We start from the raw sequence: 15,500 nt of genomic DNA, 5'->3' as shown, positions 1-15,500 counted from the left end.
GGCGGAACAGCGATCGGCCAGGAGCAAGGTGACGTGCATGGTGGATTGCGTTGCGCTTTTCGCATGAAAAATGTCATTTGCGCACCTGGATTAGCCGATCCCCCCTTGCCTAAAGTGCGGCCCTCCTTTCAATCGTCGGTGTACTCATGAATCTCTGGTTCCGCATGCTGCTCATGCTGTTTCGTCGTCCGTGGCGCAAGCCGGTCGAAGGCCTGGCCACCACCGTCGTGCGCATGCGCGTCTGGCCGCTCGACCTCGACCTCAACCGCCACGTCACCAACGGCCGCTACTTCACCCTGGCCGACCTCGGGCGCATGGACTTCGTCCTGCGCAGCGGCGCCTACCGCGTGGCCCTGCGCCACAGGGCGGTGCCGATCGTTGGCGATGTGTGGGGCAAGTTCCGCCGTGAACTGAAGCTGTTCGAAGCCTTCGAGGTCCACAGCCGGATCCTCGGCTGGGACGAGAAATGGAGCTTCATGGAACACCGCTTCGTGAGCAAGGGCCGGGTCACCGGCGTGGTGGTGATGCGCGGCCTGTTCCGCTCGGCCAAAGGCACGATCCCCCCCGGTGAGTTCGTCCATGAACTGGGCCTGGAGCTGTCGCCCGAACTGCCACAGTGGCTGAAAGACTGGTCGCAAAGCTGCGACGACATGAGCGTGCAACTGCGCGCGGAAGAAAACCCGGCGCGTTGAGGCAGGTCGCTGAGACAACAACGCCATTGCCGACCCAGGTCGACAATGGCGTTGATGCGCGACAGCCAGCGTTTGACCGAGTGAGCGAGCGACGCGCCCGCCCACTCACTCAGTGCGGGGCGCGGGGGATGGTCTTGAGCAGGTCTTCGGGGCTGATGTGGCCGACCACGCTGCCCGGTTGCGGCATGTTGAGGATGTGGCCTTTCATCTTGCCGATGATGTGCATCTCGCACGGCTTGCAGTCGAACTTCAGGGTCAGCACTTCGTCACCGTGAATCAGCTGCATCGGCGCCACCTTGGTACGCACGCCGGTCACGCCCTTGGCCTGTTTCGGGCACAGGTTGAAGGAGAAACGCAGGCAGTGCTTGGTGATCATCACCGGCACTTCACCGGCCTCTTCGTGGGCCTCATAGGCCGCATCGATCAGCTTCACGCCATGACGGTGATAGAAGTCGCGAGCCTTCTGGTTGTAGACGTTGGCCAGGAACGACAGGTGCGATTCCGGGTACACCGGCGGCGGCGTGGTCTCGGCCTTGCGGCTGCCACGCGGGTGGGCGGCGATCCGCGCGGCGGTCAAGGCTTCGATCACTTCCCGGCGCAATGCCTTGAGCTGCGAGTTGGGGACGAAGTAAGCCTGCGGCGCATCGAGCTTGATGTCGATGGCGTGGTACTGCGTGGTGCCGAGCTGGCCGAGCAGGTCCTGCAATTGCTCCAGCGCCTGCTCCGGCTTGTTGGCGACGCCGAACGGGCCGTTCAGGGTCACGCTGGCGCTGATCCCTTCTTCACTGGTCGCGGTCACTTCCAGCTGCTCTTCACGCAGGCGCGCGACCCAGCTCAGGGCCACGCGACGTTCGGCGGACGTCTTCTGCAGGGCCTGTTGCCAGTTGTGATCGAGGTTGCGGTTCAGCGGGTGGTTCGGCCGCAGCTTGTAAAGGCCTTCCGGCATCTCGTTGGGCTCGACGCGATAGCGATAGCGCTTCTCGCCGTCCTCTTCGAACTCGCCCTTGGGCTCGGCGATGTTGGCGCGGAACCCCACCACTTCGCGCTTGACCAGCACGTTGAGGCCGTCACCGTTGGACAGCGGCTCATGGGTCACCACGTGCAGGTCGCGCTTGGCGACTTTCTCCACCACGCCCACCGGCAGGCCGGTGAAGGTCGGCGAGTCGAAGGCGCCGATGTCGATCTTGCGATCGGTGACGAAATAATCGGTGCTGCCGCGGTGGAAGGTCTTCTCCGGGTCGGGCAGGAAGAAGTGCGCGGTGCGGCCGCTGGAGGCGCGGGCCAGGTCCGGGCGGTCTTCGAGCACATCGTCCAGGCGCTGGCGGTAATAGGCGGTGATGTTCTTCACATAGCCCATGTCCTTGTAGCGCCCTTCGATCTTGAACGAGCGCACGCCGGCCTCCACCAGGGCGCGGATGTTGGCGCTCTGGTTGTTGTCCTTCATCGACAGCAGGTGTTTCTCGTAGGCGATCACGCCGCCCTTTTCGTCCTTGAGGGTGTACGGCAGGCGGCAGGCCTGGGAGCAGTCGCCACGGTTGGCGCTGCGGCCGGTCTGCGCGTGGGAGATGTTGCACTGGCCGGAGAAGGCCACGCACAGCGCGCCGTGGATGAAGAACTCGATCGCCGCGTCGGTTTCGTCGGCGATGGCGCGGATTTCCTTGAGGTTCAGCTCGCGGGCCAGGACCAGTTGCGAGAAACCGGCCTGGTCGAGGAACTTGGCCCGCGCCAGGGTGCGGATATCGGTCTGGGTGCTGGCGTGCAGCTCGATCGGCGGAATGTCCAGCTCCATCACGCCCAGGTCCTGGACGATCAGCGCGTCGACGCCCGCGTCGTACAGCTGGTGGATCAGCTTGCGCGCCGGCTCCAGCTCGTTGTCGTGGAGGATGGTGTTGAGGGTGGTGAAAATCCGTGCGTGGTAGCGTCGGGCGAACTCCACCAGCTCGGCGATTTCACTCACCTCGTTGCAGGCGTTGTGGCGCGCGCCGAAGCTCGGGCCGCCGATGTACACGGCGTCGGCGCCATGCAGGATGGCCTCGCGGGCGATGGCTACATCGCGGGCAGGGCTGAGCAATTCCAGGTGATGTTTGGGCAAGGACATATTTTTTTAGTCAGGCTCGTCGAGGCGTGCATTGTAGCGGCGAAACGCCCGACCGGCACCCGTGTACTGCCCGGTGGCGCCCACTCGCCGGGCGGCGCCACCGGCTAACGGCTGGAACTCAGGCCTTGGCTGCCATCGCGGTGACTTCCACGCGCATGCCTTCGACCGCCAGGGACGCCACGCCAACGGCGGCGCGCACCGGCCAGGGCTTGGCGAAGAAGCGCTGGTAGACCTCGTTGAACGCGGCGCGGTCGGCCATGTCGGTGAGGTAGATGGTCAGGTGCAGGACCCGGTCCATGGAGCTGCCGGCCTTTTCCAGGGCCACCTTGAGCGCCTGCAGGGTGCACTCGCTCTGCGCGGTGATGCCACCCAGCTCCAGGCTGCCATCGGCGCGGGTGGGGATCTGGGTGGAAACCAGGATGCCAGCGAAGCCGGCGACGTCGGAGGAAATGGAGTCGGCGTCGGGATCGGGAATGAAGTCGATATCGTGGTTGGCCATGGGGCTCTCTTGTTCGGGGTGATAAAGGATGGCCGGCGCCTCGCTGGGCAACGGCTTTGGCGCGCCAGTTTACCGTCCCGGCGCCGGGTCGTGCGGGAATCGGCGGGAAAACCCGGCAGGTTACCGGCGCCTCCTCCTCGCCCGATGGACAACCGGTAACATTCCAGGGCGCGGGCGCCGCTGCTGCCCGGCTATTATCCCTGCCAGGCATTTATCGCCGACCGGCCCTTCGCACCCTGCTGGCCATCCGCGCATCCAAACGGAGAACACCCCCATGAAAATCGTGATCACCAGCGTGGTCGTCGACGACCAGGCCAAGGCCCTGGCCTTCTACCGGGACGTGCTGGGCTTTCAACTCAAGCACGACATCGCCATGGGCGAGCATCGCTGGTTGACGCTGACCTCGCCCGGCGACCCCGACGGCGTCGAGTTGCTGCTGGAGCCCGACGCCCACCCAGCCGCCAAGCCGTTCACCTCGGCGCTGAAACGCGATGGCATTCCCTTCACCTTCTTCGGGGTCGAGGACATACACGCCGAATATGCCCGGTTGAGTGCCCTGGGTGTGCAGTTCACCCGGCCGCCGACGGTCGCCGGCCCGGTGACCCTGGCGGTCTTCGACGACACCTGCGGCAACCTTATCCAGATCGTCCAGCAGACCTGAACAGACATGGCATGGCGAACTGGAGGCAGGCCCTCGACGATCTCATTGGATTGCGCGAAGCCTGAATAATCAGCTTCGCGCAGATATCCGCTCGCTTCCCGTTTCACGGCCTGTCGGGCATGACGCCGCCAATCATCACTGCCGTCGATCATTCAAATCATGAAAGCGGATTTTTTATTTTCCGCCGATGCCTTCAGAATGGCGCCACCTTCAATACCGTCGGACAAGTACGTCATGAATATCAATTTTGCAGTCGCCTGCATGATCGTGGTTTCCTTTGCCATCGCCCTGTTCCACACCTGATCGGTAGCCTCGCTCGACATGGCACCCGGCCATCGGCACGGGTGCAGGCCACTGACTTGCCGCGTTCCCCACGTGGCATTTGTTGAACATCAAGAACCTGTCCTCACCCTCGGGAACTCCCAAAGTTAAATGCTTCAGGGTGCCGCCAAGCTTCTTCGTGGCTCAGCCATGACAGCTAAGGAACAAGTCCAGGTCTTTTGGCAGAGTGATCGCCGCGAGATGCTCTATTGCATCAGTTTGTTCGGGGGTTAGAAAATAGCTGCTCACGGCCTCCGCCTCGCTCTGCCAGCCCATCACAGGCATCAGGCATTCTGTGGTGAGCGTTGGTAACTCCATCTCGAATACCGCTTCATCGCCATCTGGAGGTATGCCGTATATCTCGAATTTCAGTTCGTACTTCATGGTTCAATTTCCCTGGATCTGTCTGCCGGCTTGGTTTGCCGCCCCGTTATCGGGTCGAACTCACCTAGATGTTTCCCGCGCTTGTTGTATTTCTCCAATGCCCCATGCTGAGAGTCCCACTCATAGAGTGTGCCGTCTTTATCTTTCCAGCGGTCACGCAAGCCGCCACCCTTTTTCCGAGTCTTAGGTCTCGCCAGCTTGAGGCCAGGGAATGCAGGGAAGCTTTTAGGTTTGGGGTAGTAGCTGTGATCTCCTGGCAGGATTAGCGAGATGTAAATCGGCTGGATACCGGTGTTCGGAAACCAGATGATTGCATCTTGGTAGTCGGGCGGATGCACTGGATTGACCAATATCTTATCGGCCTGCTCAGTGGGTGGAAAAACCCAGGCCCCGGGCTTCAACAAGGCGCCTTCCAGCGTGGGGATGCCTAGCACGGCGTTTGGATCGGCTGCCGGAGTCCATATGAGCTCAGTTCCGTTCCCCAAATCCGCTACCAGTTGATCGCCAAGGCTCTTCGCTTCGATAACAGGCACCTGCTGCCACTCTGCCTTGGTCCCGGTATAGAACCCGTAAACACTCACAGAACCATCCGGCAGATGTTTTACATTGACCCGCACACGGGTGTTCCCTTGGCTCAACTGCGCGTATTGCTCGAAGGTATAGAAGGCACTGTCAGCCGACGTATCGTCAGGCAGCAGTAATGCCGCGAAACCAACTGCCGTGGAACCCGCCAAGGCCAAGGTGCCACCAAGACGAGCTACCAGCCCCGAAGCACTCCCCGAACCACCCACCCATTGCAGTGGAGTACCGCCTGCGGATATCACTGGGCCGGTGCCCAGCACCGCATAAGTACCGTATTGCTTCAGCAACTCGACGGGCACAAAACCACCGGGGTTGCTATGGTTTATCACCCCATTGGGCAAGGTGCAGGACTTGGCGAAGACACAGCCAACAGGACCAGGCTTTGCCTCTGGCTTGGCTGGTAGGTCCTTGTATTCGGCCCAGCGTTGTTCACCGAGATCGACAGGTTCCACGCCTCTATCGCGATAGCCCTTCGGGGCGTTGGGTACATAGCCGCTCATCCGTGTCCGCTTCCGCATTACCCATAAAAAAGCCTCCGGGAGGAGGCGAATAGTTGCAGTTGGCGGTTGGACATTACCCTGAAGGGCGGCAGTTGGTAGTTAGGACAATTCTGAAGATTCGTCGTTAAACATCTCTTTAAAATCGGGTAGACATTGGTTTTGTAAGTCCTCACGGTCAGTTGTGTTTAAAATGCCCGCCCTTTTATTGTCGGCCCTCCTTCGATGAACTCCGAAGCCCTCTCCATCCTGCACCATCACCTGCTGACAGCCCTGGCGTCCGCTCCCGCGGAAACCCGGCGCCTGTTCCATGGCCGCGGGCGTTGCTGGCCGGGGCTGGAGCAAGTGACCGTGGACTGGCTGCAGGGCGTGGTGCTGGTGGCGCTGTTCAAGGAGCCGGAGCCGCAACAGCTGGAGGCGCTCAAGCAATTGCTGCTGGCAATCAGCACCTCGCCGCAGTGGCAGGCCTGTGGCGCCCACACCCTGGTGCTGCAGCACCGCTATCAGCTGCAAAGCCCGGTGGACTGGCTGGTGGGCGAACCTATCGAGGAATGGACCCTGGTCGAGGAAGGCCTGAAATATCGGGTGGACCTGGGCAAGAAGCAGAACAACGGCCTGTTTCTCGACATGCGCTACGGCCGCAACTGGGTGCGCGCCAATGCCCGGGGCAAGCGCGTGCTGAACCTGTTCGCCTACACCTGCGGCTTCTCGGTGGCGGCCATCGAAGGCGGCGCGACCCATGTGGTCAACCTCGACATGTCGCGCCCGGCCCTGAGCCGTGGCCGCGACAATCACCGGCTCAACGGCCATGACCTGAGCCGGGTGAGCTTTCTCGGCCATGACCTGTTCAAGTCCTGGAGCAAGGTGAAGAACGCCGGCCCCTACGACATGGTGATCATCGACCCGCCTTCGTTCCAGAAAGGCAGCTTCCTGCTGACCAAGGACTACGCCCGGGTGCTGCGCCGCCTGCCGGAACTGCTCACCGCCGACGGCTGCGTGCTGGCCTGCATGAACGACCCGGCTGTCGCCTCGGACTTCCTGATCGACGGCGTCACCCGCGAAGCCCCGGGCCTGCGCTTCGAGCAACGGCTGGACAACCCGCCGGAGTTTCCCGATACCGATAGCGAAAGCGGCCTGAAGGCCCTGGTGTTCCGCCGGGTCGAATAAGCGCGCGGCGGCTCAGGCCGGGCTTGTCGCAGGTTCGTACCCGCAATCCACCGGCCCAGGCCAGCACCTTGATAACAACCGGCACCTTCCGCCGCCGTCACACCGGCGCCTGCACCACCTCGATGCCCAGGCGCCGGTAGTCCTCGAGGCTGCCCGAGGCCAGGTGCTGCTCGGTGATCAGCGTATGCAGGCGATTGCACGGCGCCACGGCAAAGGGTTCCACCGCGCCGAGCTTGTCGGCGGTGGTCACCGCGACCACCTGGGATGCGCTGTCGAGCAGGGCCTGTTTCACCGGCACCTCGTCGAAGTGCAGCGAGGTGATGCCGACCTCCGGGTGAATCGCGCAGACCCCGGTGAACAGCAGATCGGCGCGGATCCCCTGGATCAGGCATACCGCCTCATGGCCACCGGAGGACAGGGTCGCCGGGTTGAGCCGGCCGCCGGCGAGAATCACCTGGCTGCGTGGGTACTCGGCCAGGGCGATGGCGATCAGCGGCGAAGCGGTGACCGCGGTGATGCCGATATCGGCAGGCAGGGACTGGGCGATCAGCAGCGTGGTCGAGCCCGAGTCGAACATCACGATCTGCCCTTCCTGCACCCGCTGCGCGCCGAGCCTGGCCAGGTGGCGCTTGACCTCGCTGCTTTCGCCCAGGCGGGTGAACACATCCTTGCCGGTGTCCTTGGGCCGTGGCAGCGCGCCACCGTGGACCCGCTGCAACAGCCCGGCATCGGCCAGCTCCGCCAGGTCGCGGCGGATGGTGTCCTCCGAGACCGCGAAATGCTGGCCAAGCTCGGAGGCCATGACCTTGCCGTCGCGTTCGAGCAGCAAGAGGATCTTCTGCCGACGCACATGGGGCAGCTCGGCGACGGAATGCTGGTTTTGCATGTTTATGCCTGCTTTTGCGTGTTTATGCGAGATTAGCCAAGACCCCGCCCAAACACAATGCCTGCCCTGGGCATTGGCCGCCGGGGCCCAGGCTTGCTTTACTGATTCAATCCCAGGTCGAAACCTGTCCCGCCCACAGGCCGTGTGGCGCCAGGACGCCCCCATGATTGAAGAGGTAGCGCGCGATGGAACGTCTCAGTGCCAAAGACTTCGCTCCCGAATTGCTTGAACTCTACGACTACTACGCCCACGGCACGATCAGCCGCCGCGAGTTCCTCGACCGGGCGGCGGCCTTCACCCTGGTCGGGCTGACCGCCAGCGCCACCCTCGCCGCCCTGACACCGAACTACGCCCTGGCCGAACAGGTGTCGTTCACCGATCCGCAGATCGTCGCCGAATACATCACCTACCCCTCGCCCAAGGGCCACAAACAGGTCCGGGGTTACCTGGTACGCCCGGCGAAAGCCGAAGGCAAGCTGCCGGCGGTGGTGGTGGCCCATGAAAACCGCGGGCTCAACCCCTATATCGAGGACGTCGCGCGGCGCCTGGCCAAGGCCGGCTTCATCGCCCTGGCCCCCGACGGCCTGACGTCGGTCGGCGGCTACCCCGGCAACGACGACAAAGGCCGAGAGCTGCAACAGAAGGTCAATCCGGAAAAGCTGATGAACGACTTTTTCGCCGCCATCCAATGGCTGCTCGAGCACGACGCCAGCACCGGCAAGGTCGGCATCACCGGCTTCTGTTATGGCGGTGGCGTGGCCAATGCCGCAGCCGTGGCCTACCCGGAGCTGGCGGCGGCCGTGCCCTTTTACGGGCGCCAGCCGGACAGCGCGGAGGTCGAACGGATCCAGGCGCCACTGCTGCTGCACTACGCCGAACTGGACACCCGCATCAACGAAGGCTGGCCGGCCTACGAGCAGGCGCTGAAAGCCGCGGGCAAGACTTACGAGGCCTATATCTACCCCGGGGTGAACCACGGCTTTCACAACGACTCGACCCCGCGCTACGACGAGGCAGCCGCCACCCTGGCCTGGGACCGGACGCTGGCGTGGTTGCGCAAATACCTGGTCTAGGCCAGCGGCTGGCAGCGCTTTGCAGGCGACGGCGCGAGCGCGCCGTCGCGGCTACTCAGTGGCTCAGGCCTTCAGCAACGCCGTGGCGATCACCGTGCCCATGGGCGTCGGTTGCGGGTCGTTCTGGTGCTGCACCGCATTCAGCGCCCAGGTCTCCAGCTGCACCCGATCCTTCTGGAAGATCATCATGTGGGTCGAACCGCCGAACTCGAAATGCCCGATCTCGGTGCCGCGGGCGATGTTCACCGGGGCGGCGCCTTGGTCGACGATGAACTGGGGTTCGATCACACAGGTCGAGACCTCGACCATGCCGATGCAGATCAGCGCGACATACCCGCAGGCCGGGTGTTCGAAGACAAAGATCGCCCGGGCGGCGACATGCCCCAGGTACGGCTGCGACTCGGTGCCCTCCCAGGTGCCCTCGCCTTCGCCCTGGGCCGGACGCTGGGCGAAATAGGTGCCCGGCTGCACCCAGGAGCGCACCAGCTTGCCGTCGAGCGGCGCGTTCCAGCGGTGATAGTGGGTCGCCGAAAGGAAACCCTGGTAAGCCTGCCCACCCTGGAACGGAGCGGCCCACTGCTGCTGGCCGCCGAACAGATCGAGCAGCGAATAATTGACATCCTTGATCCAGAACTCGGTCTCGTACGCCAGGTTGTTTTCGTACTGCCAGGGCGTGGTTTCGCAGCCGATATTGACCTGGGTGAGCGCGTTGCCCAGGAACGGCCGCGCGCCGGGCACGAACTTGCGGATGAAGAACGCATTCCAGGAATCGAAGCCATAGCCGGGCAGGTTCGGATCATGCTCCATCTGCGTCCAGACCCCAGCCTCGTGGGCCGCCTTGGAGATCCACGAGCCTTCTTTTTCCGGATCGTCGATATCCAGCTTGTCGAGGGACGCGCTGCTCTTGAGGAAGGTATTCCAGGCATTGAGCACCTTCTTGAACTGCTGGTTGAAGGTCGTGTCATGGAACAGCGCGACGCCCGCCTCGGTGCCCATCGACACCGCCAGGAAGGCGTTCATCGGCGTGCCGACCTGGGCCGTGGTGTTGAACGACGAAGAGGTGCTGATGATCTCGTTGAGGATCTCGAAGAAGCTGTCGTAGCCGGCGATCCACAGCGCATCGCCGTCCGAGTCCTTGATCTGTTCCTGGGTCGCCTCGTCCAGGGTCGCCACGTAGGCGTTCGACTGTTCGATCATCGAGTTGACCCACATGCGGTACACGCTGTTATGGGTGACCCAGGTCTTGAACTCGATGATTTCCGCACGCATCGGGGTCAGGGTGCCGGCTTTTTTCTTCTCGGCGATCAGGTTGCGCAGCGGCACCAGGAACCTGGCCGTGGCCCATACCCGGTTGGGCACCCAGAAGCCCATCTGGATCGGTCCGGCGTTGGCCAGCGTAAGGCGCTCGGCGCCGGTGCTTTCCAGGCGCGCCTGCCGCGAAGGCTGTTGGGGGGTGTTGAGCTGTTTGTCGAACTGAGTCATTTCTTTACTCCTTTAAAGAGGCGGCGCCCGGGCGGCGATGGCGCGGGCGCGACCAGACTGCGGTGAGGTACTGGCCAGCAAACGACTGCTCCAGCAGGCGTTCATGCCAGGGGGGCGACAAGGGTCTTGAACGGGGTTGACCGACACTCCGTGTCCTTCTCGCAATGCCGGTCCCGGGCAGAATGCGGCGGCCGAACGGCCATCTACAGGCGCGACTTGCCTGAACAAGTAAAGCTGCTCGCGCGTTTTTTGGAGGGGCTGCCGGAAAAATTCATGGGCAGGCGGCAACAGGTTGCTCAGGGCGGTGCTTTGCAACATTGATAGCCAACCGCCATCAGTCGATAATCCCGCCCCACCAATTCCCTCACGCAAGGCAATGCCGTGAATAAATCCCTGCTGTTCGTCCCTCTGCTCGCGCTGTTGCTGCAAGGTTGTGGCGTGACCATGACGCGTTATGAACCGAGTTACGACAACGTTCAACGACTCAAGCAAACCCCACCTCTGCAGGCGATCAGCGATACCCAGGTAACGGCCGCCGCCGGCCAGGGCTCGCTGTCGGTCCGCGCCAATCCGATCCGCTCACCCAGCGGCAGCATCCCCTCGCATATTCAGGACGCCATCAACGAAGAGCTGCGCCGCGCCGGCCTGCTGGACCCACAGGCGCAGCGGCACCTGCAAGTGCTGGTACTGAAGAATGAACTGAGCGCCGGCATGGCCAGCGGTCATGGCGAGCTCGCGGCGCGCTTCACCCTGCTCAAGGGCAGCGAGATGGCTTATGAGGCGACCCAGACCGTGAGCAGCCAATGGGGTAGCAGCTTCTTCGGCCCCATCGCTATCCCCAACGCCGCCAATGCCTACAACCCGCTGGTGCGGGATTTGCTGAAGGCCCTGTACAGCGATCCGCAGTTCATCCAGGCGCTGAAATAAGGGCAAAAAAAAGAGCCGCTCAAGCGGCTAATGCCGATCAGTTAAGCGATTGGCTCGACTGTAGGAGCGAGCTTGCTCGCGAAAAACGTCAACGATAACGCGTACTGCCTGGTTTGACGCGCTGTGCTGGAGTTCTTCGCGAGCAATCGAGCGTCGACCGGCCGCTCCTACAAAAAGCCTTAACTGATCGGCATTACGCTCAAGCGGTCTTTTTTCGGTTCAGGCCTGCGGCCTACGGGATTCCAGAGCCGAATATTTCAGGCTGTTGCGCTCGACCATCTGCTTGAGCAGCGCGTTGACCTGACGGCTGAAGGTATCGCTCACCGCTTCCTTCGGCGTATTGCCCATCAACGGCACGAACCAGATGCCCATCCAGGTATTGATCCCGTCATGGTTGCTGGCGCTGCTGACAGCCTGGCCCTGTGGGTCCAGCGCCTCGAGGCTCATGGTGTATTGATCGGTCGCCATCGTCGGGATGAGGGTAAAAGTCAGGCCGCTGATAAAGGCCATGACCGTCTGCCCGCCACTGGGCGGATGGTTGTAGACCTTCAGCCGCAGATTGTAATCGCCCGGCTGCTTCTGGAATTCGTCCAGGGTCACGCGCCCGAAGAGCCCGGAGTCGCTCAAGACTTTTTGCAACTGGGGCTTGAGCATGTCGCGCGCCTGCGGCACTTCGACGGCCGAAGCGCTTTGAGGCTCGCCCTGATAGAACGCGAAGTTCACATAGACATTCGGCTTGTTGGCGTAGCTGGACATGGACGGCATATCCACCGCAGCCACTTCGTCCTTGGTGAAGCTGGCGCAACCGGTCAGCGCGAGCATCAGGGACAGGCCCAGAATCTTTCCAATCTTCATTGCGGTTTCCTTAGGTTGGGTAGCGGAGCGCCTCCATGGCTGGAGTGGCCGCGGCGATTCTAGAGAGTGGCGAACAATATCAAAAGGCCATCAATGAAAAATTCTTCGCGACAATCGTGATCCCTCGCTGTACCGCACCTGCCACCCACCCTAACGCCTGACCCAGCACCCCCCATCTGCCGACCAATGATCTTTTGTCAGCCCCGCGCGCCCGATAGTTAACGCTCGCCCCGCGAAGTCCTTTGACGGCCCCCGTCACAAAATCGATAAGAGGGTTGGTTGCAGGAGTGTGCGGCGCAAACGCCGGGGGTCTGAAGGCCGGCGCGCAATGGCCGGCCGGGGAGGATCAGCGGCTGGCGCCGCCGCCCTTCTTGCGCAACGCCTTCAAGCGCTGGCTCGCCCGCTGCACCGCCGCCATCTTTTCCGGGCGCTTCATGCGCTTCCATTGGCGGATGTCGTCCTTGCTGCGCCCGCAACTCAGGCACAGGTCGCCGCTCAACTGGCAAACGGCGATGCAGGGGTTGTCGATTTCCTTGGCCATGCTTCAGCCTGGCTGCCGGTCGTCGCAAGTGCCGCGAACCATCAATGCTGCATCTTGCTGTGGTCGGGCATGTTCAGCGCGCGGGCCTGGGCCTCGACCTTGATCGACTGTTTCTCGCCCTTGGCGTTTTCCACCACCAGGGTCAGCGGCACCTTGTCGCCTTCCTTCACCTGGGCCACCAGGTCGATCAGCATCACGTGATAACCGTGGGGATCCAGGGCCACGGCCTTGCCGGCCGGCAAGGCGACGAAGTCCGCCGGGCGCATGCTCATCACATCGTTGTGCATGCTCGACTGGTGAATCTGCACGATCTTGGCCACCGGCGACTCGACGCTGAGCAGCTTGCTGTCGTCGCTGGCGATCAGGGTCATGAAGGCCCCGGTCGCCTGCTGCCCGGCGACGGTGGCGCGTACCCAGGCGTCATCGACCTGGGTCTGGGCCGCGGCCTGGCCAGCCAGGCCCAGGAGGGACAGGCCCAGCAGCAGGTGTTTGGCGCGTTGGGCGATTGTGGATGGGTTCAGGGCCGGGTACATCAGCAGACCTCCATGACGGTCAGTAGATCTTCCGCGCACTCTTGCGCGGTAAGCGATTGGGACAACCCGAGGCGCAGCGTGCCCCTGGAGTCGTAGACAAAACTGGTGGCGGTGTGGGACAGGGTGTAGGTCGAACCGCTGGGGATCTTCTCGTAGAACACGTCAAACTCCTTGGCCGTGGCCGCGGTTTCCTCCAGCGTGCCGTAGAGCGCGACGAAGCTCGGGTCGAAGGCTTTGACGTAGGCATCCAGCACCGCCGGGGTATCCCGCTCGGGGTCCAGGGTGATGAAGATCACCTGCAGGCGATCGCCGTCGCGGCCCATCAGCTTCTTGGCCTGGGCCGCGCGCGCCAGCGTCGTGGGGCAGATGGCCGGGCACTGGGTGAAGCCGAAGAACACCATCGGCATCAGGCCGCGAAAGCTCGAGAGGGTCCTGACATTGCCCTCGGTGTCCTTCAGCTTGAAGGTACGGCCCATGATCTTGTCGCTCAGATCCTTGCCATATTTGTACGACAGCTGGCCCCGGGTGTCGCAGCCGGCCAAAAGACCGAGACCCAACACCCCCATACCTGCAATCACCTCGCGGCGACTCAACAAAACACTCATTCGTTACCGCCCTTTGAGGAGCCGAAAATCCAGACGACCCGCCGGGCGGCCCATCCGTAAAAGCCACGCATGGTAGCAAAACGCGGCGGCCCGCTTCCTGCCAAATGGATGACAGGTTGTGTGCGACCATGGTCGGGTGCGGCGTTTGGCCGCGCTTTCCAGCGGTTCTCAGCCGAGCCGCGCCAGGCGCTTTTGCCAGTTGCCGCCGTTGATGCGCTGGCATTGTTCTTCGCTGTCGTACCGCACGTGGGCCGCCAGCGCCGGCAACGCCAGGCCAGCGTCGTGCAGCGCCATGGCTGTCAGTTCGAGCATGCGTTCGCCCTGCCCGCCGGCCAGGGCCCGGGTCTTGCTGGCCTGGGTGTCGAAGACCCACACCACCCTCAGGCTGGCGGGAAACGCCGCGTAATCGGCCACATGGGTCAGCCAGGAAAAACCGACGATTTCCGCCTTGGCGGTTTCGCAGGCGTCGGTGAGGCTGGCGACCAGGCGACGTTCGAAACGCGCCTGCTCGCGCTTGCTTGATGGCATGGGGACTCCTTGGCTGGCCGGGGCTGTGCTTTTGCGGGCGCGCAGTCTTGCCGCGCTCGACCGTCAATACAAGCCCCCCGTGTGGCCGGCGCGACACTCATTCCGCAACATCCGCCGCCTTCCCCCGCGGCTCTCCACGAACGCCTTTACACCCCCACCGCGCATCCCTACTGTCAGGCAGTCCCCGACTCAGGCGGGGAAGCCTCGCCCTCAAATTTCATGCAAGGAATGAGTCATGCCAGGGAAAGACCTGTTGCGTAACAGCATCGAGACGCTGAAAGAAAGCTTGATGCTTGGGCACAAACAATCGAAAAAGTACCCTTCGACGGTCATCGGCAACGAAAGGGAACTCATCATCGAAAGCCTGCTGGCTCGGGTCCTGCCGCAAAACATCCGCTATGGCTCTGGCGTCATCATGGACGGCTACGGAAAAACCACGGGCCAGGTGGATATCGTCCTCGAGTGCGAGCAAAGCTTCAGCCTGCCCATTACCTCCGGCAAGCAACGGCTCTATTTCGCCGATACCGTGGCAGCCGCCATTGAGGTGAAATCCGACCTGCGGACCCAGAAGGTTCAGGCGTTCGAACAGAGCCACGCCATCCAGCAGCTTCAACGGAAAAAGTCGAAAGAACAGTTCATTTTCAGAAATGAATACCTGGTCCCGTCCTACATCATTGCGTTCAAAGGACCGGACAAAGACACCATGACCAAGTGGCTGTTTGAGGAGTGCAGAGAGAAAAAACAGCATTTCCCCACAGGAATCCTCTGCCTGGAACCCGCTTACTTTTTCAGCTTTGAACCCTCTGGAAACTTCGAGGCATCCGGGGACAGCGCGGTTTTCGCTTTTCTTTGCAGCCTCGCCAATTGGCTTTCCTTCAACAGAGACAGCCGGTTCGACATCAAGAGCTACGTCTCGCTCCTGGATGAAGCCGAGGATGGCTGACGAGATCCACGGCCCCTTGTAGGCGCGAGCTGGCTCGCGCCTACAGTCCTTGACGGATCGGCTCGCCTTTTTCATCGGCCGGGCACAGGGTGCTCCGGCCAAAAAAGCGACATCACTGTGATATCATCGCCACCTTTCCGGCCTGGGCCCATGCAACCCCGTCCACACCGGAAGCCCTCATAAAGAAGGCGCCACGATGCGCCTCCCGCCTGCCTTGCCTGCAAGA

18 protein-coding genes are annotated in these 15,500 nt (G+C 62.5%); 6 read left to right on the top strand and 12 right to left on the bottom strand.

All coding sequences use genetic code 11. The features are described from left to right. Positions 1–146 precede the first annotated feature (146 nt). Entirely contained in the window at positions 147–692 is a 546-nt protein-coding gene (locus IF690_RS12065) for a thioesterase family protein (protein ID WP_202700221.1), read from the top strand. A 109-nt stretch (positions 693–801) separates the two neighbouring features. Here the strand turns inward: IF690_RS12065 and IF690_RS12060 are convergent, their stop codons facing one another. Next, positions 802–2,790, bottom strand: a complete 1,989-nt coding sequence (locus tag IF690_RS12060; protein ID WP_202700220.1) for a peptidase U32 family protein — start codon at positions 2,788–2,790, stop codon at positions 802–804. 118 nt (positions 2,791–2,908) lie between these two features. Then, the gene (locus IF690_RS12055) at positions 2,909–3,289 is read right to left on the bottom strand and encodes a RidA family protein (protein ID WP_009048334.1); all 381 of its coding nucleotides are present in this window, start codon (positions 3,287–3,289) and stop codon (positions 2,909–2,911) included. 274 nt (positions 3,290–3,563) lie between these two features. Between IF690_RS12055 and IF690_RS12050 the strand changes: the two genes are divergently transcribed. Continuing rightward, positions 3,564–3,950 (top strand): VOC family protein, encoded by a 387-nt coding sequence (locus IF690_RS12050; protein WP_202700219.1) that lies wholly within the window; start codon positions 3,564–3,566, stop codon positions 3,948–3,950. Between the two features lie 152 nt (positions 3,951–4,102). Here IF690_RS12050 and IF690_RS29130 read toward each other — a convergent pair whose 3' ends face one another. The 3 genes from IF690_RS29130 to IF690_RS12040 all read right to left on the bottom strand — a co-directional run bounded on the left by IF690_RS29130 (position 4,103) and on the right by IF690_RS12040 (position 5,737). After that, complete coding sequence (locus IF690_RS29130) at positions 4,103–4,234, bottom strand: hypothetical protein (RefSeq protein WP_016702842.1); 132 nt, start codon at positions 4,232–4,234, stop codon at positions 4,103–4,105. Positions 4,235–4,415: 181 nt separating this feature from the next. Then, on the bottom strand, positions 4,416–4,655 hold the full coding sequence (locus tag IF690_RS12045) for a pyocin S6 family toxin immunity protein (protein WP_051673129.1): 240 nt from the start codon (positions 4,653–4,655) through the stop codon (positions 4,416–4,418). Then, complete coding sequence (locus IF690_RS12040) at positions 4,652–5,737, bottom strand: colicin E3/pyocin S6 family cytotoxin (RefSeq protein ID WP_202700218.1); 1,086 nt, start codon at positions 5,735–5,737, stop codon at positions 4,652–4,654. Before IF690_RS12040 ends, IF690_RS12045 begins: the two co-directional genes overlap by 4 nt. A gap of 222 nt (positions 5,738–5,959) precedes the next feature. On the opposite strand from IF690_RS12040, the gene IF690_RS12035 reads away from it, so the two are divergent. Beyond that, the gene (locus IF690_RS12035; RefSeq protein WP_202700217.1) at positions 5,960–6,901 is read left to right on the top strand and encodes a class I SAM-dependent methyltransferase; all 942 of its coding nucleotides are present in this window, start codon (positions 5,960–5,962) and stop codon (positions 6,899–6,901) included. 97 nt (positions 6,902–6,998) lie between these two features. On the opposite strand, the gene IF690_RS12030 is transcribed toward IF690_RS12035, so the two are convergent. Further along, positions 6,999–7,787: a DeoR/GlpR family DNA-binding transcription regulator gene (locus IF690_RS12030; RefSeq protein ID WP_202700216.1), complete on the bottom strand. Its 789-nt coding sequence runs from the start codon at positions 7,785–7,787 to the stop codon at positions 6,999–7,001. A gap of 185 nt (positions 7,788–7,972) precedes the next feature. Between IF690_RS12030 and yghX the strand changes: the two genes are divergently transcribed. Further along, positions 7,973–8,860 carry a YghX family hydrolase gene (gene yghX, locus IF690_RS12025; protein ID WP_202700215.1) on the top strand — a complete coding sequence of 296 codons (888 nt, stop codon included), beginning with the start codon at positions 7,973–7,975 and terminating at the stop codon, positions 8,858–8,860. Between the two features lie 63 nt (positions 8,861–8,923). On the opposite strand, the gene IF690_RS12020 is transcribed toward yghX, so the two are convergent. Further along, positions 8,924–10,342: a phosphatidylserine decarboxylase family protein gene (locus IF690_RS12020; RefSeq protein WP_202700214.1), complete on the bottom strand. Its 1,419-nt coding sequence runs from the start codon at positions 10,340–10,342 to the stop codon at positions 8,924–8,926. Between the two features lie 381 nt (positions 10,343–10,723). Here IF690_RS12020 and IF690_RS12015 point away from each other — a divergent pair, with 381 nt between their 5' ends. Then, the gene (locus tag IF690_RS12015; protein WP_202700213.1) at positions 10,724–11,269 is read left to right on the top strand and encodes a hypothetical protein; all 546 of its coding nucleotides are present in this window, start codon (positions 10,724–10,726) and stop codon (positions 11,267–11,269) included. 219 nt (positions 11,270–11,488) lie between these two features. Here IF690_RS12015 and IF690_RS12010 read toward each other — a convergent pair whose 3' ends face one another. The 5 genes from IF690_RS12010 to IF690_RS11990 all read right to left on the bottom strand — a co-directional run bounded on the left by IF690_RS12010 (position 11,489) and on the right by IF690_RS11990 (position 14,331). Continuing rightward, entirely contained in the window at positions 11,489–12,124 is a 636-nt protein-coding gene (locus IF690_RS12010; RefSeq protein WP_202700212.1) for a hypothetical protein, read from the bottom strand. Between the two features lie 346 nt (positions 12,125–12,470). Further along, positions 12,471–12,665 (bottom strand): DUF1289 domain-containing protein, encoded by a 195-nt coding sequence (locus IF690_RS12005; protein WP_007924891.1) that lies wholly within the window; start codon positions 12,663–12,665, stop codon positions 12,471–12,473. Positions 12,666–12,706: 41 nt separating this feature from the next. Then, positions 12,707–13,198: a copper chaperone PCu(A)C gene (locus IF690_RS12000; protein ID WP_202700211.1), complete on the bottom strand. Its 492-nt coding sequence runs from the start codon at positions 13,196–13,198 to the stop codon at positions 12,707–12,709. Further along, on the bottom strand, positions 13,198–13,803 hold the full coding sequence (locus tag IF690_RS11995) for an SCO family protein (protein WP_202700210.1): 606 nt from the start codon (positions 13,801–13,803) through the stop codon (positions 13,198–13,200). Before IF690_RS11995 ends, IF690_RS12000 begins: the two co-directional genes overlap by 1 nt. 168 nt (positions 13,804–13,971) lie before the next feature. Beyond that, the gene (locus tag IF690_RS11990; RefSeq protein WP_202700209.1) at positions 13,972–14,331 is read right to left on the bottom strand and encodes a hypothetical protein; all 360 of its coding nucleotides are present in this window, start codon (positions 14,329–14,331) and stop codon (positions 13,972–13,974) included. 235 nt (positions 14,332–14,566) lie between these two features. Here IF690_RS11990 and IF690_RS11985 point away from each other — a divergent pair, with 235 nt between their 5' ends. Next, positions 14,567–15,274, top strand: a complete 708-nt coding sequence (locus IF690_RS11985) for a DUF6602 domain-containing protein (RefSeq protein WP_202700208.1) — start codon at positions 14,567–14,569, stop codon at positions 15,272–15,274. Positions 15,275–15,500 lie beyond the last annotated feature (226 nt).

This window comes from Pseudomonas sp. SK3(2021) (assembly GCF_016772375.1).
GTDB classification, from domain to species: Bacteria; Pseudomonadota; Gammaproteobacteria; order Pseudomonadales; family Pseudomonadaceae; genus Aquipseudomonas; species Aquipseudomonas chlororaphis_I.
The sequence above is the reverse complement of the archived record's forward strand: the minus strand, read 5'-3'. Positions and strand labels throughout refer to the sequence as shown.